Raw genomic sequence first — 19,675 nt, 5'->3', positions numbered from 1 at the left:
CTTTGTCCTGGGTGTGGAGAAACGGCGGAACGACCGGTACCGTCTCACAGGTTCATCACAGGCACGTCTTCTTCATCTTCGCAAATTCCGTACCAGGGTGGGGAGTTCGGCATGGACGGGCGCGGGTTCAACCGCCGGGTGCTGCTGGGCGGCGCCGTCGCCGCGACATCGTTGTCCTTGGGGCCGAGGGCGGTGAGCGCCGACGGGCCGGCCAGGACCGCGCCGGCCGGGGGAGCGGTCCGGCACCTCAAGCTGTACATGGAGAAGCTCCCCGACGGACAGCTCGGTTACGGCTTCGAGAAGGGGAAGGCGACCATCCCCGGACCGCTGATCGAGGCCGACGAGGGCGACACCCTCCACATCGAGGTGGAGAACACCCTGGACGTGGCCGCCAGTCTGCACGTCCACGGTCTGGACTACGAAGTGTCCAGCGACGGCACCAGGTTGAACAGGAGCGACATCGAGCCCGGCGGCACGCGCACCTACACCTGGCGCACCCACGCCCCCGGCCGCCGCGCCGACGGCACCTGGCGGGCGGGCAGCGCGGGCTACTGGCACTACCACGACCACGTCGTGGGAACGGAACACGGGACGGGCGGCATCCGCAAGGGCCTGTACGGGCCGGTGATCGTCCGGCGCAAGGGCGACATCCTGCCCGACGCCACCCACACGATCGTCTTCAACGACATGACGATCAACAACAGACCCGCCCACGCGGGCCACCAGGGACCCGACTTCGAGGCGACGGTGGGCGACCGGGTCGAGTTCGTGATGATCACGCACGGCGAGTACTACCACACCTTCCATCTGCACGGTCATCGCTGGGCCGACAACCGCACCGGACTGCTCACCGGCCCCGACGACCCCAGCCAGGTCGTCGACAACAAGATCGTCGGCCCGGCCGACTCCTTCGGGTTCCAGGTGATCGCGGGGGAGGGGGTGGGCGCCGGCGCGTGGATGTACCACTGCCATGTGCAGAGCCACTCCGACATGGGGATGGTCGGACTGTTCCTGGTGAGGAAGCCCGACGGCACGATCCCGGGATACGAGCCGCACGGGTCGCACGGGTCGTCCGGGTCCGACGAGCCGGGCGGGACCGGCGCCGCGCACCGGCACTGAGGGGCGGAGCTCGGAGAGCGCTCTCACCTCCGCCGTCTCCCGGCGTTATCCTGAGCCGCAGCCGGCCAGGAGGAGCCCCGAAGTGACCGAGACAGCGTCGCGACCCACGCTGGAGGCCGTGGCCGCGCGGGCCGGGGTCTCCCGGGCGACCGTGTCGCGTGTCGTCAATGGCGGGGACGGCGTCCGCGAGCCGCTCGTCGAGCGCGTCAGACAGGCCGTGGAGGAGCTCGGGTACGTCCCGAACCAGGCGGCGCGCAGCCTGGTGACGAAGCGGCACGACGCGGTCGCCGTGGTCATCGCCGAACCGGAGACCCGGGTCTTCGCCGATCCCTTCTTCGCACTCCAGCTCCGCGGTATCAGCAAGGAACTGACCGCTCACGACAACCAGTTGGTGCTGCTGCTCACCGAGGGCCGCGACGACCACGCCCGTGTCGCCCGGTACCTCGCGGGCGGCCACGTCGACGGGGCCCTCGTCTTCTCGCTGCACCTCGACGACCCGCTGCCCGGGCTGATCCAGGGCGCCGGGGTCCCGACCGTGTTCGGCGGCCGTCCCGGCTGGAGCGACGGCACACGGGACGTGGTCTACGTCGACAGCGACAACCGCGGCGGCGCCCGCGAGGCCGTACGCCTGCTGGCCGGACTCGGCCGCACCCGCATCGCGCACATCACCGGCCCCCTCGACCAGACCTCCGCGGCGGACCGGCTCGACGGATACCGGGAGGTCATGGGGGAGAACGATCCGCGGCTGGTCGCGGAGAGCGACTTCACGCCCGGCGGCGCCGAGCGGGCCATGCGGGAACTCCTCGACCGGTGCCCCGACCTGGACGCGGTGTTCGCCGCGAACGACCTCGCCGCCTCGGGTGCGCTGCGGGTCCTGCGCGAACGCGGGCGCCGGGTGCCCGAGGACGTCGCCGTGGTCGGCTTCGACGACATGCTGCCCGTCGCCGAACAGAGCGATCCGCCGCTGACGACGGTCCGTCAGGACATCGAGGAGCTGGGCCGGATCATGGCCCGTCTGCTGCTGCGCCGTCTCGACCGGCGGGTCGCCGACGAGGCGCCGGGCGGTGTGGTCCTGCCGACCACGCTGGTGCGCCGGGCCTCGGCCTGACCGGGGCCGCCGCCCCACCCGGATCCGCCCCCCCCGGATCCGCCCAGCCCATGTCCGTCCTGCCCGGGGCGTCACGCCCACGTCCGTCACGCGCGGGTCCGTCACGCGCGGGTCCGCCCCGCTCGGCCCCGCCCGGAGCCTGCCCGGCTCAGTGCCGTCCGTTCCCGCGAGGTCCCGGACCGTCTCACATCTCCTGGGGCACGCTCTTGATCACGGCGAAGCGTGCGCCGTAGGGGTCGGCGAGCTTGGCGATGCGGCCGACGCCCTCGACGTCCGTGGCGGGCATCCGTACCTTGCCGCCCAGCTCCTGCGCCCTGGCCACGACGGTGTCCGCGTCGGCGACCTCGAAGTACGGCAGCCAGTACGCGCCGGTCTCGGCCTCCGTGGGGTCGTCGGCCAGCGGCACGATCCCGCCGAACATCGCCTCCTCCCCGGCGCCGGCCGGGTTGACGCACGTGTACGTGCCGCCGGGGAAGGCGGCGGCCGAGGTCTCCAGGCCCAGCGTCGCGTTGTAGAACGCGGCCGCCGCGGCGATGTCGGGCGTGTACAGCTCGACCCAGCACAGCGCGCCGGGCTCGTTCGCCACGTCCACGCCCACGGTCTCTCCCGGCTGCCAGAGGCCGAACGGCACGCCCGCCTGGTCGGCGATGACCGCCATCGTGCCCTGGCCCATCACGTCCATCGGCGCGAGCAGGACCCTGCCGTGCTTCCGCTCGGCGATCTGCGCCGTGTCCTGCGCGTCCGCTGTCCGGAAATAGACCGTCCACGACGGCGGGCCCTGGCCGGGCGCGGTCTGCATCCCGCCGGCCACGGTCCTGCCGTCCAGCTGGAAGAAGCCGTACCCGCCGGCCTCGGGTCCGGCCGACCGGAACCGCCAGTCGAAGAGGGCGCCGTAGAAGGAGGTGGCGCCGTCGATGTCGGAGGTGCCGACATCGATCCAGTTCGGTGCGCCGTTGACGAAGCGGGTGGTGAGCATCCTTGCCCTCCTCGAAGGGGTCCCGTTCCCTGCACTGCCGAGTCTTGCACCGCCCACTGACAAACGCTGCCGGAGTACGGCCACCGGCGCGCCCGGGACGGCCCGGCCACGGACGGTCCGGGGCGGTCCCGGGCGGCCCCGGGCCGTCGTGGGGGAGATGCCCGCGTCCGCCCGGCGTTCCCGGAGAGTGCCGGGTACGCCGCGCGCCGCCGTGCAAAGGGGTGGGCGCCAGGAGCATCATCGGGCGGCCGGGGGCCTCGGGGCGCCGCGTATATCCGGCGTTGATCGAACGTTTTTCGACGCCGGGCACGATCCTGGCCATGTATACCGACACGATTCCGGCACCCGACCTCGGCTGGCAGCAGGAGGCCCTGTGCGCACAGACCGGGGCGGAGTTCTTCTTCCCCGAGCCCGGCAGTTCCGTACGGGAGGCGAAGCGCATCTGCGGGATGTGCGAGATGCGCTCCGCCTGCCTGGAGTACGCCCTGGCCAACGACGAGCGCTTCGGCGTCTGGGGCGGCATGTCCGAGAAGGAGCGCCTCAGTCTCCGGCGCACGGCGCACTGAGCCGCGCCGTGGCGGCGACCCCGAATCCGAGTGACCGCGTCGCGGGGGTGCGGTTAGGATCCGGGGGCGTCCGGACGTGGCGCGAGCAGGGCGCACTCCCCTCACCCTCGGTTTCGCCCGAGCGGGGGGAGCCCCGGCTCGAGGCGTCACGCCGGTGCGTGTCCGGTCGTCCGGACGCGCGCGCGGTCCCGTAGAGCAGAGGCAGACTCGCCACCTTCTCAGGGTGGATACGCCGGTTCGAATCCGGTCGGGACCACGGCAGGGCGAGCACGGGGCGGGCACGGGGCGGGGCGGCGACGGATGGGCGAGGACAGCGAGGGGGCGGCGGCCGGTCCGTCCGTCACCGAGGCGGAGCTGGCCGCCTTCCACGGCCTCGTGGGCAGGCTGCGCGCGCTGCCGGTGAACGATCCCGTGCGGCTGCGGGCCGAGCAGGTCGCCGCGTCCTTCGCGCGCGACGGGCGGCTGCGGCGGCGCAAGGAGCGGGGCGCCGAGGTGGCGGCCGCCGACGCGGCGACGATGGCGGCGACCGCGACGGGGGCCCTGGACCGGCGCGAGGACGCGCCCCTGCCGGACACCGGACACGGGGGCCGTTTCATCCGGCCGCGCACCTGTTATGTCTGCAAGTCGGCCTATCGGGAGGTCGACACCTTCTATCACCGGCTCTGCCCTGCCTGCGCCGCGGACAACACGGCCCGCCGCTCGCTGAGCACCGACCTGAGCGGGCGCCGTGTGCTGCTCACCGGCGGCCGGGTCAAGATCGGCTTCCAGCTGGCGCTGATGATGCTGCGGGACGGTGCGCAGACCGTCGTCACCTCCCGCTTCCCGCACGACACCGTCCGCCGGTTCCGGGCCGAGCCGGGCAGCGCGCAGTGGCTGGACCGGCTCACCGTCGTCGCCGTCGATCTGCGCGACCCGCGCCAGGTGCTGGGCCTGTGCGAGGAACTGCGCCGGGAGGGCGAGCCGCTCGACATCCTCGTCAACAACGCGGCGCAGACCGTGCGCCGGCCGCCCGAGTCCTACGCCCTGCTGGCCGCCGGGGAGCGCGACGCGCTGCCCGAGGGAACGCGCCGGGCGCCCGGGTTCACCCCGATGCGGATGCTGGAGGGCCTCGGCGGCTCGCTCTGTGCGCTGCCGGCCGCGCTGCGGGAGGCCGACGAGGCCGGACTGCTGCCCGATCCCTCCCCGGAGAACTCCTGGTCGGCCCGGCTCGGCGCGCTGGACCCGGCCGAGGTCCTGGAGACCCAGCTCGTCAACGCCCTCGCGCCCGCGCTGCTCTGCGACCGGCTGCTGCCGCTGCTGCTGGCCTCGCCGCACCCGCGCCGGTACGTGGTCAACGTGACGGCCGTCGAAGGACGGTTCGCGGTGCGCAACAAGATGCCCGGGCACCCGCACACCAACATGGCCAAGGCCGCCCTCAACATGCTCACCCGCACCAGCGCGGCCGCGCTCGCCGAGCAGGGCGTGCACATGTGCGCCGTCGACACCGGCTGGATCACCGACGAGAACCCGGCGCCGAAGAAGGCCCGGATGGCGGGCGCGGGCTTCCGTACGCCGCTGGACATCGTGGACGGCGCGGCCCGCGTGTACGACCCCATCGTGCGCGGCGAGGCCGGCCACCCCGTGTCGGGCGTGTTCCTCAAGGACTACCGGGAGGCGCAGTGGTGAGCGAGGAGAGCGCGGCGGGGCCGGAGCAGGCAGGTTTCGCCGGGGTGCCCCACGTGGCGCCCCGCCCCCTCGCCGACCTCGCCCCGCTGCTCGACTGGCTGCGGGCCGGGCGTCCGGCGGGCGAGCGGCTGGACTTCGCGACGGGCACCGCGCTGCCCGACGGGCGGCTCGACCTGTGCAAGCAGGGCCTGGGGGCGGAGGGCGCGGCCCTGGTCACCGGGGCCCTGGCCGACGGCCCCTCGCCCGTGCGGCATCTGCTCCTCGGCACCGACGCCCTCGGGGACGACGGCGCCGCCACCGTGGCCGGGACGGAGGCGCCGGTCGAGACGCTCTACCTCGGGTGCAACGGCATCACCGCGGGCGGCGCCTGCCGGATCGCCGACCAGCTGCGCGCCTCGCCCCAGGTGGTCACGGGCGTGTGGCTCAAGCGCAACCCGCTGGGCCGCGGCGGTGGCCGCGCGGCGGCCGAACTCGTCGATTCAGCCCGGACGTTGCGCACGCTCGACCTTGTGCAGACCGGACTCGACGCGGCGGGCGTCGCCGTGCTCGCCGACGCGCTGCTGGCCGCCGCGGGCAACGGACGGCGCATCGAGCGGCTGTTCGTCGGCGGCAACCCGCTGGGGGAGGCGGGCGCGGAGGCGCTCGCGGCGGTGGTGGCCGCCGGGGCGATCGGCGAACTGTACGTGTCCGCCGCCCGGTTGGGCGACGCGGGCGCGCTCCTGCTCGCCGACGCCCTGCAGCGGGCGCCCTACGGCCGGCTCACCCGGCTGTCGGTCGCCAGCAACGGCGTCGGCCCCTCCGCCGCCGCCCGTCTGGTCGGCGCGGCCACCGCCGCCGGTGTCACCCTGCTGGACCTCGGCCGGGTCCGGGCGGCGGGCGTGCTCGGCGCGGCGGACAACCGGCTGGACCTGGCGGCCGCCGAGAGCATCGGGCGGACGCTGGCGGCCGGCGAGCACCGCCTCGCCCACCTCGTCCTGCGCCACACGGGGCTGCGCAGCCGCGAGGCCCACCGCATCCTCGACCACGCGCCCCGCGCGGCCACCGCCACCCGCTTCGTCCTGGGGCAGGGCGTCGCCGCCACCGTCAAACGCCGTCTGGCGGCGCTCAGCGCCGAGGTGCCGCCCCCGGCCGTCCCGCCCGACGTGGCGGCCGTGCGGAGCGTGCACCGCACGGCGCCGCCGGAGGCGCCGGCGGGGCACTGACGCCCGCCGGCGCCCGGGCCCCGGCGCTCAGCGCCGGATCCCCGTGAACACCCCCACCCAGAACTTCTGTTGCTGCTCGGACGCCCCCACCAGGTACGTCGCCCGCAGCTTGGCGGGCAGATGGGCGACCAGGCGGGCCACCACGGCCTGATGCCTGCGCAGTTGGGACAGCTCCGCGTTGGCGAGGATCTGGTGGACGACGTCGCTGTCGTCGCCGCCCTCGTCGCAGCGGGCGGCGGCGCGGCGCAGCCGGGCCTCCCACGCGTCCGCGTCCCGGGCCAGCTCGCGCAGCCCCGTCACCGGGCGGCCCTTCCAGCGGTCGATCAGCGCGGTCAGCGGCACCGGCGCGTACTCGCCGTCACCGAGGTAGACCGTGGCCATCTGCAGCGGCAGCCCGCGCCGGTGGAGCTTGATCAGCCGCTCCAGGGTGCGCTTGGTGATCCAGGCGCGGCCCTCCTCGTCGATGTCGTGCTTCCACCACTCCAGTACGGTCTCGGCGTCCGCCCCGTACCGTGCCAGCAGCCACTCGTTGGCCGGGATGTCCTCCGGAGCCACCTCCAGGGAAGCGGTGAACCGGGTCGCCTGCGCGATGTTGTTGCGGGAGACCAGCAGCTTGCGGCCCAGGTGGTAGGGGGGATTCTGCACGGCTATCTGCGCCCGCAGGTTCTCGATCCGCCTCCCCGCCAGCGACCACTCCTGGGTGATCTCCATCAGCTTGGCGAACGCGGCCTTGTCCTTGGGCCGGTTGTACTCGTCCCACACGATCGCCTTGGGCTCCGGGCCGGTGAACTTCGCCGCGAGCAGGTTGTCCAGCGTGCCGTCCGGCGACGGCACGGGCGCGCAGAGGTCCTCGACGTTGGTCACCGGCAGCGAGAAGTACAGGGCGTCGCGCCCGAGCCCCGCGCGGACCGTCTCCCGCACCAGCTCCGTCTTGCCGCAGCCGGGCGGCCCCTGGAGCAGCACCGTCCAGCGGTTGCGCAGGGCCGCGCGCACCACCTGCCGTACCGGGTCGGGAACCGTCGCCGGGTCGGCCACGCCCAGCGCCTGCGCGAGCCGGTCGAGGATCTCGGCCGTGCGGTTGTGGCCGGGCCGGCCGTCCGGGCCCGGCTCGGCCAGCCGCAGCCGCTCCCCGTCGATCAGCGGCAGGCCCCAGCGCAGCGGGAACCCCTCACGGGCGTTGGCCAGGACATGGTCGAGCGTGCGCGGGGACAGCAGCTCGCGCAGCGCGGGGGAGAGCGAGGCCCACACCGCGAACACCGGACGCAGGTCCCACGGGCGGTACTTGACCGTGAGGTGCCGACGCCACGACGTGTCGTTCGCCGAGATCCGCATCGTGACCATCCGGTCCAGCAGCGCCAGGTCGCCGCGCCGGGCCGACGTCTCCGCCTGCGACTCGTTGTCGGTGAGGAAGACGCCGACGCAGCCCAGGGCGCGCAGGTCGTGCTCGCCGAGCGTCCAGTCGCAGGCGATCTGCATCAGCTGCGACTGGATGGTGTCGCCCGCCTGCAGCGAGTCGTCGATGAGCAGCACGAACGGCCGGCCCGGCTTCAGCTGGCTCATCACCAGCTGGCGCAGCACCAGTTCACCGGAGCGCGGATCGCGTACCGGCGCGTTGACGAGCAGGTCGTCCGGTGTCAGGTTCGCCGCCGGCACGTACACCAGCTCGGTGCCCGGGTGGGCGCGGGCGACGTGCGAGAAGAACGTCGCCGTCTTGCCGATGCCGTGCTCGCCGAAGATCTGGCCGGTCTGCCCGAGGTCGATCATCGCGTCGATGAAGCCCTCCAGGCGGGAGACCCCGGCCGGGGCCGGGCGGTCGCCGGCGCCGTGCGTGTGTTCCGTCCGCGTGCTCATCGCTCCTTCACCGCGATCCTGTGGTGACGCGATGGCAGGCCATCGCCGGTGTGTGCGTCTCGGGCCACTCGTGGCCCCCCTCGGTGATCAGCCAGATCCAGGTGTCCGGCTCGGCCGGCGTGATCGGCGGCGCGTACCCGTCGGTGAGGACGACGACCGCGTCCGGACGCTCGTCGAAGCGGCGGCCGTTCACCTCCGTGCGTCCCTCCACGTAGTCGGCCACCGCCTGGAAGCTCGTGCCGCCGCCCCCGTACACGCGCTCGCCGGGCCGGAAGGGCATGACCACGGCGTCGAACGAGAGCCAGTGCGCCTCGACGCCGTCGATCCGCCCGACCAGCTCGGTGAGCCAGCGGACGACGTGCTGCGGCATCGACCCGGAGGTGTCGTAGGCGATGACCAGGACCTTGTCGCGGACCGGGCCGCGCCTCGCCAGCATCGGGTCCTGGCCGAGGGCGGCGAGCAGCGCGCCCCGCTTCTTGGGGTAGACCAGGCGCTCGCCGTCGCGCAGTTTCGAACCCAGCACGTCGACCAGCCAGCGCTGCCACCAGTCGACCGTGCGGGTGCGTGCGGTCTCGCCGCGCAGCGCGCCGGCGCCGAGCCCGCCCCACAGCCGGGCGGCCCGCGCCGAGTCGCCCTCCGTGCGGTCCATGAGGTCGAGCAACTCCCGCTCGGCGCCCGCGTGTCCGCGCCGGGCCGCCAGGAGGGAGTTCAGCAGGGCGGAGGAGGTCACCGCGTCGACGGTCTCCTGGTCGGCCGGGACCGCGCCGGGCGTCAGGTGCACGCACAGCCGCTCCCGCGGCACGGGCGGACGGCGCATGCGCTTCAGCTCGCCGTACACCCGCGTGTCGGTCCGCGTGAACGTCTCGTAGGGCATCGGCTCCAGGCCGTGCGCCGTCAGGTCGGCGACATACAGGTCGTGGACCTGACGCGGGTCGACGCCCGTCGGACGGCCGTTCAGCCGGGGCAGTTCCCGGCGGCCCAGCCGCACCAGTGCCACATGGTTGATGGACACCTCGGCGGCCAGCTCGAACACCGGATCCTCGCGCAGCTCCGGCTCGGCGAGCAGATGCCGGTGCACGAGGTGCCGGGCCTCGTGGAACAGGACGAACTTGACGCCGTCCAGGCCCAGTCCGACGAAGAAGTCCGGGTTGTACAGCAGCAGGCAGGTGCCGTCGCCGGAGGCGACGACGGCCGCCGTGTCCACCGCGGTCGTCGGGATCTGGTGGTGGCACTTGTTGTACAGCCAGGACGCCACCGCCGACTCGGTCAGCCCGAAGTCCAGCAGCGCGGCCTCCTTCAACTGCCGGGCCCGGGCGACCGCCTCGGGCGCCGCGGGGCGGTACGCCTCCAGTGCCCTGCGGTCGGCCAGGTCGACCACGGGCGGATGCCGCCGCCCTCGCTCCCCGTACCCCATGTCGAGCCCCCCGCGCCCCTTTTGGCGTGCTTCCCCCGATGCCTCATTGGTACCAGGCCCCACCGACAACGGGCCAAGGCATTACGCTCGGGGGCAAGGGCGGGGTCGTAGCGCAGAGGCAGCCGCACCGGTCTCCAAAACCGGATCACGCTGGTTCGAATCCAGCCGCCCCGCCCCCCTCGGCCACCAGCAACCGGCGTCCGGCAAGCGGCAACCGGCGCCTCAGGCGATGGCGCCCGCGGTCACGACGAGCTCCGGCGCCGTCCCGTGGAACGTGCCGATCAGCTGCGCCAGCACCGCCCAGGCCTCCTCGCGCCCGCCCAGATGGTCCCGCACGAGCGGGCGCAGGGCGTCCTCGGCCTCGCGGACCCGGGCCGGGAACATGACATGGCCCAGGGACAGCACCTCCAGGACCCGGGAGGCCGGGCCGTGCCCGGTCGCGTACGCGGCGGGGCCGTCCAGGACGCCCGCCTGCCGCAGCCGGTGCGTGAACTTGGGGTGCGAGCCGAACCGGGCGCGCAGCGCGGGCGGGCAGTCGGGGCGCACCGACAGCGCCCAGCGCGCGTACCCGGGCAGCGCCCGCTCGTCGTGGGCCGCGCCGACCGTCTTCCAGTCGCCCCGGGTCAGCACCATGGAAGCGGCCGCGCGGGCCGAGGGCATGGAGTTCGCCCGGCGCAGCGCGCCCACGAGCCCGTGCCGGACGTAGCTCTCGGGGATGTCGGGTTCCTGCCGCTCGTGAACGGAGCGCGTCGGCAGGGGCGCGGTGCGCCCGGGGCCGAACGGCACCCCGCGGGCGAGGGCCCGGCGCAGGCCGAGGTCGTTGCCGACGAAGCGCCACACGACGGCGTTCAGCGCGGGATCGTCCTGCTCCAGGATCCACAGCACCACCGAGGCGGGCGCGGGGGGCCAGGTCCACGCGCGGTTCAGCCTGCGCTGGACCGCGGCCGCGTTCTCGGCGCCCCGGGGCAGACCGATCCGGGCCCGGATCCGTTCGGCGGTGTCCTCGTCGGTCAGCCCGAGCAGGAAGCCGACCGCTTGCTGGACCGTGTCACTGTCACCCATGGCGGCATGATGCCGCAGGTCGCGAACGGCCCGCACCGGGAAATCGGTTCCCTGTGCGAGCCGTCGAAGCGAGGGGCGGGGGCGGTCAGCCGGCCGCGCGCGCCGCCATCCGGGCCTTGCGCGCCGCGAGCTTCTCGTCGAACTTGGACGCCTCCGAGTCGAGGCCGCCCATGTACAGGCCGATCTCCTCCTGCGCCTTCTGGCCCTCGGGGCCGAGACCGTCGACCTCCATGACCTTCAGGAAACGCAGCACGGGCTGGATGACGTCGTCGTGGTGGATGCGCAGGTTGTACACCTCGCCGATCGCCATCTGCGCGGCGAACCGCTCGAAGCCGGGCATGCCGTGCCCCGGCATGCGGAAGTTGACGAGGACGTCGCGCACGGCCTGCATGGTCAGGTCGGGGGCCAGCTCGAAGGCGGCCTTCAGCAGGTTGCGGTAGAACACCATGTGCAGGTTCTCGTCGGTCGCGATGCGCGCCAGCATGCGGTCGCAGACCGGGTCACCGGACTGGTGGCCGGTGTTGCGGTGCGAGACGCGGGTCGCCAGTTCCTGGAAGGCGACGTAGGCGACCGAGTGCAGCATCGAGTGCCGGTTGTCGGACTCGAAGCCCTCGCTCATGTGGGACATGCGGAACTGCTCCAGCTTGTCCGGGTCCACCGCGCGCGAGGCGAGCAGGTAGTCGCGCATCACGATGCCGTGGCGGCCCTCCTCGGCCGTCCAGCGGTGCACCCAGGTGCCCCAGGCGCCGTCGCGGCCGAACAGCGAGGCGATCTCGTGGTGGTAGCTGGGCAGGTTGTCCTCGGTGAGCAGGTTCACGACGAGCGCGATCCGGCCGATCTCGGTGACCTTGGACTGACCCTTCTCCCAGGCCTCGCCGTCCTCGAAGAAACCGGGGAAGTTGCGGCCGTCGCTCCACGGCACGTACTCGTGCGGCATCCAGTCCTTGGTCACCTTGAGGTGCCGGTTGAGTTCCTTCTCGACCACTTCCTCCAGCGCGTGCAGCAGCTTGGCGTCGGTCCAGACGGCGGGGCTGCCGAGGTGAGGGGAGGTGATCGTCACGAGAACTCCAGGGGGACGTCAAACGGAGCGGTACACTCCGGCGGCGAGGCCGGAACTTACGGAATCGTAGGCTACGTATCCGTAGGTTACGACACCGTAGGTTAAGAACACCGTAAACATGGCTGATCAGCCGTGTCCCGTCAAGTGATTGCGGGCATGCCGAACAGCCCCGGGATCCGCAGCTCCCGGGGCTGAACGGGTGACGTCCTCACCCGCTCAGGCGTACAGCTCGCGCAGGCGCACCGAGAGGCATGTCACACACCCCTCGAGCTTCTCGAACTCGCCGATGTCGACGACGACGGGCTCGTGACCGAGATCGGCGAGCAGGTCCGCGGTCTTCGGCGCGGCGGCCGAGATGAGCACGTGCGGGCCGCCGAGGAGCACCACGTGCGAACCGGCCTCCTCGGGCACCGACAGGAAGCGCGGGAACAGCGACGGCCGGTCCACCTTGGGGATGTGACCGATCACCGTGCCGTCGGGCAGCGCCGTGACCGCCGACTTCAGGTGCAGCACCTTGCTCACCGGCACGGCCACGACCCGCGCGCCCAGCGGTTCGAAGGCGGCCCGCACCTGCTGGACGCCGGCCGCGTTGGTGCGGCCGCCCCGGCCGACGTAGATCGTGTCGCCGACCTTGAGCACGTCACCGCCGTCCAGCGTGCCCGGGTCCCAGATCCAGTTCACCGAGCACCCCAGCCGGGCCACGGCCTCCTCGACGCCGAGGGTCTCGTCGCGCCGGGACTCGGCGCCGGAGCGCGCGATCAGGGCGACGTTCTTGTACATCACCACCGTGTCCTCGACGAACACGGAGTCCGGGCAGTCGTCGGCCGGGTCGACCTCGACGGTCTCCCAGCCGTGCGCCCGCAGGGCCCCGGCGTACGCCTCCCACTGCTCGACGGCGCGCTCCACGTCGACCTTCTCCCGCTCGACGTGCGTCACCAGGCCTTCGGCGAGGCGCGGGCTGGGGCGGCGGATGAGGGCCTTCTTGCTGGGCACGTCCAGGTCTCCGAATCGGGTGGCACAACCGGCGCCTCGGACGCGGCGCCGGTCAGCCATCATGCAGGGCGGGGCCACCACGACAAAACCCCGCAGTAACAATGTGCCCCTCCTGAGACCGAACGAGGGACGGCGGTCACGCCTGGCCCGGATCCGCCAGCTCCGCCGCCGTGGTCTCCCGCAGCTCCCCGTCCAGCAGCAGCCACCGGGTGATGCCGATGGACTCCAGGAACGGCAGGTCGTGGCTGGCCACGATCAGCGCGCCCTCGTAGGACTCCAGGGCCGTGGTGAGCCGGCGCACGCTCGCGATGTCGAGGTTGTTGGTCGGCTCGTCCAGCAGGAGCAGCTGAGGCGCGGGCTCGGCCAGCATCAGCGCCGCCAGGCTCGCCCGGAAACGTTCCCCGCCGGACAGCGTCGCCGCCTTCTGGTCGGCGCGGGCGCCCCGGAACAGGAAGCGGGCCAGCCGGGCCCGGACCCGGTTGTTGGTGGCGCCCGGCGCGAACCGGGCCACGTTCTCGGCGACGGTGAGCTCGCCGTCGAGGATGTCGAGCCGCTGGGGCAGGAAACGCAGCGGCACGTGCGCGTGCGCCTCGCCGGCCTCCGGCGCCAGCTCCCCGGCGATGGTGCGCAGGAGCGTCGTCTTGCCCGCGCCGTTGCGTCCGACCAGGGCGATCCGCTCGGGGCCGCGCAGGTCGAAACCGCCGTCCACGCGCGCGCCGTACGCGAGCCGGAGGTCCTGCAGCAGCAGGACCTCGCGCCCGGGCGGCACGGCCGTGTGCGGCAGTTCGACGCGGATCTCGTCGTCGTCCCGCACGGCCTCCACCGCGTCGTCGAGCCGCTCCTTGGCCTTGGCGAGCTTCTCCTCGTGCATGATCCGGTACTTGCCCGCCGACTCCTGCGCCGCGCGCTTGCGCGCCCCCATGACGATCTTCGGTTCGCGCTTCTGGTCGGACATCTTCTGCCCGTACCGCTTGCGGCGGGCCAGCGTGACCTGGGCGTCGACCAGTTCGCGCTTCTGCTTCTTCCAGTCGGCCTCGGCGACGCGCACCATGCGCTCGGCGGCCTCCTGCTCGGCGGCCAGGGCCTCCTCGTACGCGGAGAAGTTGCCGCCGTACCAGGTGACCCCGCCGCCGCGCAGGTCGGCGATCTGGTCGACGAGGTCGAGCAGTTCGCGGTCGTGGCTGACCACGATCAGCACCCCCGGCCAGGACGTGACGGCCGCGTACAGCCGCCGCCGGGCGTACAGGTCGAGGTTGTTGGTCGGCTCGTCCAGCAGCAGGACGTCCGGCCGGCGCAGCAGCAGGGCGGCGAGCCGCAGCAGGACCGACTCGCCGCCCGACACCTCGCCGATGGTGCGGTCGAGGCCGATGTGGCCGAGCCCGAGCTCGCCGAGGGTGGCCAGCGCGCGCTCCTCGACGTCCCAGTCGTCGCCGACGGTCTCGAAGTGCCGCTCGGAGGCGTCACCGGCCTCGATGGCGTGCAGCGCGGCCCGCTGCGGGGCGATGCCGAGCGCCGCGTCCACCGTCAGGGCGGTGTCGAGGGTGACGTTCTGCGGGAGGTGTCCGATCTCGCCGGCGCGGCGCACCGTGCCGTCGGAGGGGGCGAGTTCCCCGGCGATCAGCTTCAGCAGGGTCGACTTGCCGGAGCCGTTGACGCCGACGAGCCCGGTCCGGCCGGGGCCGAAGGCGACGTCGAGCCCGTCGAAGACGGGGGTGCCGTCCGGCCAGGAGAAGGCGAGGGAGGTACAGGTGATGGAATGAGTCAAAGCGGGCCTCGTGGTGGCGTGTGCGGTCAGGGCGACACGTGTCGAGACACCGGAAAGCGGCGACCACCGCGGCAGCGGGGGAGCGCGGAGACATGACGATGGTCCTGCTCCGCAGGGACGGCTCGAAGGCCGAGGTCGCACGCGGCGCACACACCCCGAAGGTGTGACGCGGTGTCTCAAGACCTCAGACGAGCAACGTCCTTCTCCGATCGACGGCAACAGAACCGTTTCAAACGGTAGGAGGGCCCGGAAGGGCTGTCAACGGATTAACAGGCGTCCCGCATCAGCTCGGCCAGGTCGTGGTCGAGGTCGAGCTGCCGGTACTCCGTGCCGGCCGGCACCAGTTCGCTCGTGGCCTGCAGGAAGTCGCGGATCTTGTCGGTGTGGACGTGCACGACGGCCGTGCCCTCGGGCGCGTGGAACTCCAGCACGGTGCGGCCGTAGCCGTAGGGCCGCACACGGACGTCGCCGTGGCCCTCGGCGTCGTGCAGACCCGCGGAGAGCAGGTCACGGGCGAAGGTCCAGCAGACCTCGACGCCCTCCAGGGTGGCCGGGGCCGGGAAGGTCATACGGACGGCGAAGGGGTCCTGCCGGTCGTAGGACAGGGTGGCGGGGATGCTCTGCATCCGGGGCGCGGCGGCGACCAGACGCGCCTCTACGGGCTGCTCGATGACGGTGGTGGACAACGCCTTGCTCCCTCGTGACGGCGGGACGATCTTCCGGGCGGTGCGTCCGGACACTGGAAGAGACGCCGGAAGCGGCCGATCCGTGCACACCCATTCCTAGTGACCTCGGTCACCGCCTTTCATGCACGGGAGTGACTCACCTCTCCTGCCGTGACTCCCCGGGCGGCCGAGGCGGTCGACGGCATCTGGACGCCGGCGAAAGCCGTGGGCTAGCTTCGCCCGCCATGAGGCGCTTGGGGAAGACGCGACGCACGGTTCGGACAGCACGCGGGGGCGGCCGGGCGGTGGCGGCGGCCTGCGGGGCGGCACTGGCCCTCCTGACGGCCCTGCCCGCCCAGGCGCGCACACCGGGGCCCGCGACCCCGCACTGGGACCTCAAGGACACCGGCACGACCTCCGTACGGTTCCGGGGCCTCGCGGCGGTGGACCGGCGCACCGCCTGGGTGTCCGGCACCGAGGGCACGGTCCTGCGCACCACCGACGGCGGCGCGAGCTGGCGCGACGTCTCGCCGCCCGGCGCCGCCGACCTCCAGTTCCGGGACGTCGAGGCGTTCGACGCGCGCCGCGCCGTGGTGCTCGCCATCGGCGAGGGCGAGGCCTCCCGCGTGTACCGCACCGAGGACGGCGGGACGACCTGGACGGAGTCCTTCCGCAACACCGACGCCCGCGCCTTCTACGACTGCCTGGCCTTCTTCGACAGCCGCCACGGCCTCGCCGTGAGCGACCCGGTGGACGGCAGGTTCCGCATCCTGTCGACCGGCGACGGCGGCCGCTCCTGGAAGGTGCTGCCGGACGGGGGCATGCCGGCCGCCCTGGACGGCGAGGCGGGGTTCGCGGCCAGTGGCCAGTGCCTGGTCGCCTCCGGTGCGAAGGACGTCTGGCTGGCCACCGGCGGGGCCGCACGCGCGCGGGTGCTGCACTCCTCCGACCGCGGGCTGACATGGACCGCCGCCGACGCGCCGATCCCCGCGGGGGATCCCGCGCGCGGGGTCTTCGCCGTCGCCTTCCGCGACCGCGGCCACGGCCTCGCCGTCGGCGGCGACTACCGCGCCGACCAGCCCTCGCCGCGGGCGGCCGCCGCGACCGGCGACGCGGGCCGCACCTGGCGGCCGGCCACCGCACCCCCGCCCGCCTACCGCTCCGGTGTCGCCTGGCTCCCGCACAGCCGCTCCGCCGCCCTGGCCGTCGGCCCCACGGGCACCGACCTGACCACCGACGCCGGCCGCACCTGGCGCCCCGTCGACGCGGGCTCGTACGACACCGTGGACTGCGCCCCCGACCTCGGCTGCTGGGCGGCCGGCGAGAAGGGGCGCGTGGCACGACTGGAGAGCTGAGCCGCTTTCGGGGCACCCCGGGGGGCGCGAGACGCGACGCGCACGCGAAAGGAGTGAGCGCCCATGCCACGCGGTTCCGGCCCCGAGCGGGAGCGCCAGTACGAGCACATCGAGGAGAGCGCGCAGGACCGGGGCGAGAGCGCCGGACGCGCGAAGGAGATCGCCGCCCGGACGGTCAACAAGGAGCGCGCCCGGGCCGGCGAGTCCAAGACCGCGAGCCGTACCTCCGCCGAGGACATGTCGTCCGGCGAGCGGGGCGGTCGGCGGTCCGGCAAGGGGTCCCGGGGACCCACGTACGACCAGCTCTACGAGGAGGCCGGACGACGGGGCGGCAAGGGCCGTTCGGGCATGAACAAGAGCCGGCTGCAGCGCGCGCTCGGTGACAAGGACGGACGCCGAGCGCGGCGGAACAGGATCGCGGGCCCGCCCCCCCGGAGCCGTACGCTCGTCCCCACCATGACGACCGTAGACATTCCGGCGGGCTGGCCCGCGACCGAGGAAGAGGCCCGCGCCGTCCAGGACGGGCTGCGGGCCCGGGTGGTGCTCGACGAACCGGGGCCACCGCCCGGCACCGGGTACGTGACGGGCGTCGACGTCGCCTACGACGACGAGCGGGACGTGGTCGCCGCGGCGGCCGTCGTGCTGGACGCGGCGAGCCTCGACGTCGTCGCCGAGGCCACCGCCGTCGGGCGGATCTCCTTCCCGTACGTGCCGGGGCTGCTCGCCTTCCGCGAGATCCCCACCGTGCTGGCCGCCCTGGAGGCCCTGCCCCGGCCGCCCGGCCTGGTGGTCTGCGACGGATACGGCCTGGCCCACCCGCGCCGCTTCGGTCTCGCCAGCCATCTGGGCGTCCTCACCGGCCTGCCCACGATCGGTGTCGCCAAGAACCCGTTCACCTTCACGTACGACGATCCCGGCGCCCCGCGCGGATCGGCGTCACCGCTGCTGGCGGACGACGACGAGGTGGGGCGCGCGCTGCGCACCCGGGCGGGCGTGAAGCCGGTCTTCGTGTCCGTCGGCCATCGCGTCACCCTCGACGACGCCTGCGCCCACACGCTCGCCCTCACCCCGCGGTTCCGCCTCCCGGAGACGACCCGGAGAGCGGACGCCCTGTGCCGGCGGGCCCTTCAGGAGGCGACCCCCCGCCGCTGAACCGACCTTCTGGCAGGCGCAGTCGCGCACCGCCGCGCCGTTCGCTCCGTCCCCGGCCTCCAGAGCGCACCCGATGTCCGGGCAGGCCGCCCCGCCGATCACGGTGCCCGGCCGCAGCGCCCGGCCACGCCGCCCGGTGCGTCGCCCCGGCGAGGTGTCCGGGTACGGCGTCTGAGTACCCCTTCTGAGTACCCGTACGGATGTGCGGTCCGGGCTCCGCTCGGCAGGCTGGGCCCATGACCACGCACCGTGCCCCGAAGCCCCTCGCCGACCCGGACCGGCCCGTCGAGCGTGCCGTGAACGCCGCGCTGATCCTCGCCGTCCTGGCGGGGGTCGGCTGGATCGCCGGCATGATCTACACGCTGGTGCAGTGGCCGGTCTGAGGCCGGGGACACGGGACGGGGACGGTCAGCGGCGCGCCGCGACGCGGAAGCGGACACCCGCCCGGGTCAGCCGCTCGGTCAGCGCGTCGCCCATCGCCACGGCCGTCGTCACCTGCCCCGCGGTCGGCGGGAGGTCGTCGCAGGCCAGGGCCAGCGCCGCCTCCGCGAACATCTTCGCCGTCTCGTCGTAGCCCGGGTCGCCGCCCGCCACCTCGGTGCACACCCGCCGCCCGCCGCCCTCGCCGACGAACCGCACCGAGAACCAACTCCGCGCCCGCTTCTGCGCGCTGGGCCCCTCCCCGGGCTTGAGCCGGTCCGACAGCCAGCGCCGGGCAGGCGGCAGCTGGGCCGCCGCGGCGAGCGCGCCGACCGCCGCGACCCCGCCCACGGCGACCGGCAGCCGCCGCACGGCCGCGTAGTGCCGGTAGCGGAAGTCGGGCCCGTAGCGCGGCAGCGCCCGCGCCGACCGCAGCACGATCTGCGGGTCGATGGTCGGCAGCGGCAGCGCCCAGGCGCCGACCTCCGGGGCGAACCGGGGCGGGCCCACCGGTGCGGCGGCCCGACGGCCCATCAGCCGCGGTTCGTGCCGACCGCGCTCCCGTGCGGCGGCCACCAGCTGCCGGCCCCGCGCGAACTGGCCCAGCGCGGAGGCGAAGGTGCCGCCGGAGAAGGCGGCGTCGACGCGCACGAAGCCGTCCACCGTCAGGGGCACGTCCTCCGGAAGCTGCCGGACGGTGAAGTACGCGCCCAGATCGTGCGGGACGGAGTCGAAACCGCACGCGTGGAGCAACCGGGCGCCCGTCTCCCGCGCGCGTGCGTCGTGCCGGACGTACATCAGGTCCACGAACTCCGGCTCGCCGGTGAGGTCGAGGTAGTCCGCGCCGGTGTCCGCGCAGGCCGCCACGAGTTCCTCGCCGTACGACACGTACGGACCCACCGTCGTGGCCACCACGCGCGCGTGCTCCGCGAGGGCGCGCAGGGAGGCCGGGTCCGCGACGTCGGCCCGCAGCACCCCGACGTCCCGGCCGAGCCGCTCGCGCAGCCGCTCCAGCTTCTCCCCGCTCCGGCCGGCGACGGCCCAGCGCAGATCGTCCGGCGCCTGCGCGGCGAGGTACTCCGCGGTGAGCGTCCCCACGAAGCCGGTGGCCCCGAAGAGCACGATGTCGTACGGACGGTCCGACTTTTTCAGCCTGCTCATGACACCCCTTGGTCGTCGTGCAGCCCGCGCCGCTGTCGGTGGCTGAGGCTAGCGTGAGCAGTGCGGAGGCCGACGGCAGGTGCCCCTAAAGTGTCTAAGCGCTTGCTCGCTCACCTCTTGTGCCCACTGGAACACGTTCTT

17 protein-coding genes and 2 tRNA genes are annotated in these 19,675 nt (G+C 73.6%); 10 read left to right on the top strand and 9 right to left on the bottom strand.

Features of this window, described 5'->3' with window-relative positions; all coding sequences use genetic code 11:
• Positions 1 to 111: 111 nt before the first annotated feature.
• Both J2X68_RS14020 and J2X68_RS14015 read left to right on the top strand, forming a co-directional pair.
• Complete coding sequence (locus J2X68_RS14020; protein ID WP_310432842.1) at positions 112 to 1,119, top strand: multicopper oxidase domain-containing protein; 1,008 nt, start codon at positions 112 to 114, stop codon at positions 1,117 to 1,119.
• Positions 1,120 to 1,201: 82 nt separating this feature from the next.
• Entirely contained in the window at positions 1,202 to 2,227 is a 1,026-nt protein-coding gene (locus tag J2X68_RS14015) for a LacI family DNA-binding transcriptional regulator (RefSeq protein WP_310432841.1), read from the top strand.
• A 184-nt stretch (positions 2,228 to 2,411) separates the two neighbouring features.
• On the opposite strand, the gene J2X68_RS14010 is transcribed toward J2X68_RS14015, so the two are convergent.
• Positions 2,412 to 3,203 carry a VOC family protein gene (locus J2X68_RS14010; RefSeq protein WP_310432840.1) on the bottom strand — a complete coding sequence of 264 codons (792 nt, stop codon included), beginning with the start codon at positions 3,201 to 3,203 and terminating at the stop codon, positions 2,412 to 2,414.
• Positions 3,204 to 3,523: 320 nt separating this feature from the next.
• On the opposite strand from J2X68_RS14010, the gene J2X68_RS14005 reads away from it, so the two are divergent.
• From J2X68_RS14005 to J2X68_RS13990, 4 genes are all read left to right on the top strand, one after another.
• Positions 3,524 to 3,769, top strand: coding sequence for a WhiB family transcriptional regulator (locus J2X68_RS14005; RefSeq protein ID WP_310432839.1), 246 nt, complete (start codon positions 3,524 to 3,526; stop codon positions 3,767 to 3,769).
• A gap of 184 nt (positions 3,770 to 3,953) precedes the next feature.
• Positions 3,954 to 4,025, top strand: a tRNA-Glu gene (locus J2X68_RS14000).
• A gap of 44 nt (positions 4,026 to 4,069) precedes the next feature.
• Positions 4,070 to 5,434: an SDR family oxidoreductase gene (locus J2X68_RS13995; RefSeq protein ID WP_310432838.1), complete on the top strand. Its 1,365-nt coding sequence runs from the start codon at positions 4,070 to 4,072 to the stop codon at positions 5,432 to 5,434.
• Complete coding sequence (locus J2X68_RS13990) at positions 5,431 to 6,636, top strand: ribonuclease inhibitor (protein WP_310432837.1); 1,206 nt, start codon at positions 5,431 to 5,433, stop codon at positions 6,634 to 6,636. Before J2X68_RS13995 ends, J2X68_RS13990 begins: the two co-directional genes overlap by 4 nt.
• A 27-nt stretch (positions 6,637 to 6,663) precedes the next feature.
• Here the strand turns inward: J2X68_RS13990 and J2X68_RS13985 are convergent, their stop codons facing one another.
• Together J2X68_RS13985 and J2X68_RS13980 are read right to left on the bottom strand one after the other, a co-directional pair.
• Positions 6,664 to 8,487, bottom strand: coding sequence for an AAA family ATPase (locus tag J2X68_RS13985; RefSeq protein ID WP_310432836.1), 1,824 nt, complete (start codon positions 8,485 to 8,487; stop codon positions 6,664 to 6,666).
• 7 nt (positions 8,488 to 8,494) lie between these two features.
• Positions 8,495 to 9,901 carry a DUF2201 family putative metallopeptidase gene (locus J2X68_RS13980; protein ID WP_310432835.1) on the bottom strand — a complete coding sequence of 469 codons (1,407 nt, stop codon included), beginning with the start codon at positions 9,899 to 9,901 and terminating at the stop codon, positions 8,495 to 8,497.
• Positions 9,902 to 10,000: 99 nt separating this feature from the next.
• Here J2X68_RS13980 and J2X68_RS13975 point away from each other — a divergent pair.
• Positions 10,001 to 10,076 (top strand) — tRNA-Trp (locus J2X68_RS13975).
• A gap of 47 nt (positions 10,077 to 10,123) precedes the next feature.
• Here the strand turns inward: J2X68_RS13975 and J2X68_RS13970 are convergent.
• The 5 genes from J2X68_RS13970 to J2X68_RS13950 form a co-directional block, all read right to left on the bottom strand.
• Positions 10,124 to 10,963: a hypothetical protein gene (locus tag J2X68_RS13970; protein ID WP_310432834.1), complete on the bottom strand. Its 840-nt coding sequence runs from the start codon at positions 10,961 to 10,963 to the stop codon at positions 10,124 to 10,126.
• A gap of 85 nt (positions 10,964 to 11,048) precedes the next feature.
• Positions 11,049 to 12,023 carry an acyl-ACP desaturase gene (locus J2X68_RS13965; protein WP_310432833.1) on the bottom strand — a complete coding sequence of 325 codons (975 nt, stop codon included), beginning with the start codon at positions 12,021 to 12,023 and terminating at the stop codon, positions 11,049 to 11,051.
• Positions 12,024 to 12,239: 216 nt separating this feature from the next.
• Entirely contained in the window at positions 12,240 to 13,016 is a 777-nt protein-coding gene (ddaH, locus tag J2X68_RS13960; protein ID WP_310432832.1) for a dimethylargininase, read from the bottom strand.
• A gap of 136 nt (positions 13,017 to 13,152) precedes the next feature.
• The gene (locus J2X68_RS13955) at positions 13,153 to 14,781 is read right to left on the bottom strand and encodes an ABC-F family ATP-binding cassette domain-containing protein (RefSeq protein WP_310432831.1); all 1,629 of its coding nucleotides are present in this window, start codon (positions 14,779 to 14,781) and stop codon (positions 13,153 to 13,155) included.
• 266 nt (positions 14,782 to 15,047) lie between these two features.
• The gene (locus tag J2X68_RS13950; RefSeq protein WP_310433077.1) at positions 15,048 to 15,407 is read right to left on the bottom strand and encodes an SsgA family sporulation/cell division regulator; all 360 of its coding nucleotides are present in this window, start codon (positions 15,405 to 15,407) and stop codon (positions 15,048 to 15,050) included.
• A gap of 284 nt (positions 15,408 to 15,691) precedes the next feature.
• Between J2X68_RS13950 and J2X68_RS13945 the strand changes: the two genes are divergently transcribed.
• From J2X68_RS13945 to mmpA, 3 genes are all read left to right on the top strand, one after another.
• Positions 15,692 to 16,801 carry an oxidoreductase gene (locus J2X68_RS13945; RefSeq protein ID WP_310432830.1) on the top strand — a complete coding sequence of 370 codons (1,110 nt, stop codon included), beginning with the start codon at positions 15,692 to 15,694 and terminating at the stop codon, positions 16,799 to 16,801.
• Between the two features lie 456 nt (positions 16,802 to 17,257).
• A complete protein-coding gene (locus tag J2X68_RS13940; protein WP_310433076.1) occupies positions 17,258 to 17,953 on the top strand; it encodes an endonuclease V in 696 nt (231 codons plus the stop codon).
• A gap of 236 nt (positions 17,954 to 18,189) precedes the next feature.
• Positions 18,190 to 18,336 (top strand): morphogenic membrane protein MmpA, encoded by a 147-nt coding sequence (gene mmpA, locus J2X68_RS13935; protein WP_310432829.1) that lies wholly within the window; start codon positions 18,190 to 18,192, stop codon positions 18,334 to 18,336.
• A 25-nt stretch (positions 18,337 to 18,361) separates the two neighbouring features.
• On the opposite strand, the gene J2X68_RS13930 is transcribed toward mmpA, so the two are convergent.
• Entirely contained in the window at positions 18,362 to 19,534 is a 1,173-nt protein-coding gene (locus J2X68_RS13930; RefSeq protein ID WP_310432828.1) for a saccharopine dehydrogenase NADP-binding domain-containing protein, read from the bottom strand.
• Positions 19,535 to 19,675 lie beyond the last annotated feature (141 nt).

Origin of the sequence: Streptomyces sp. 3330 (assembly GCF_031456635.1) — a bacterium.
GTDB lineage: Bacteria > Actinomycetota > Actinomycetes > Streptomycetales > Streptomycetaceae > Streptomyces.
The sequence above is the reverse complement of the archived record's forward strand: the minus strand, read 5'-3'. Positions and strand labels throughout refer to the sequence as shown.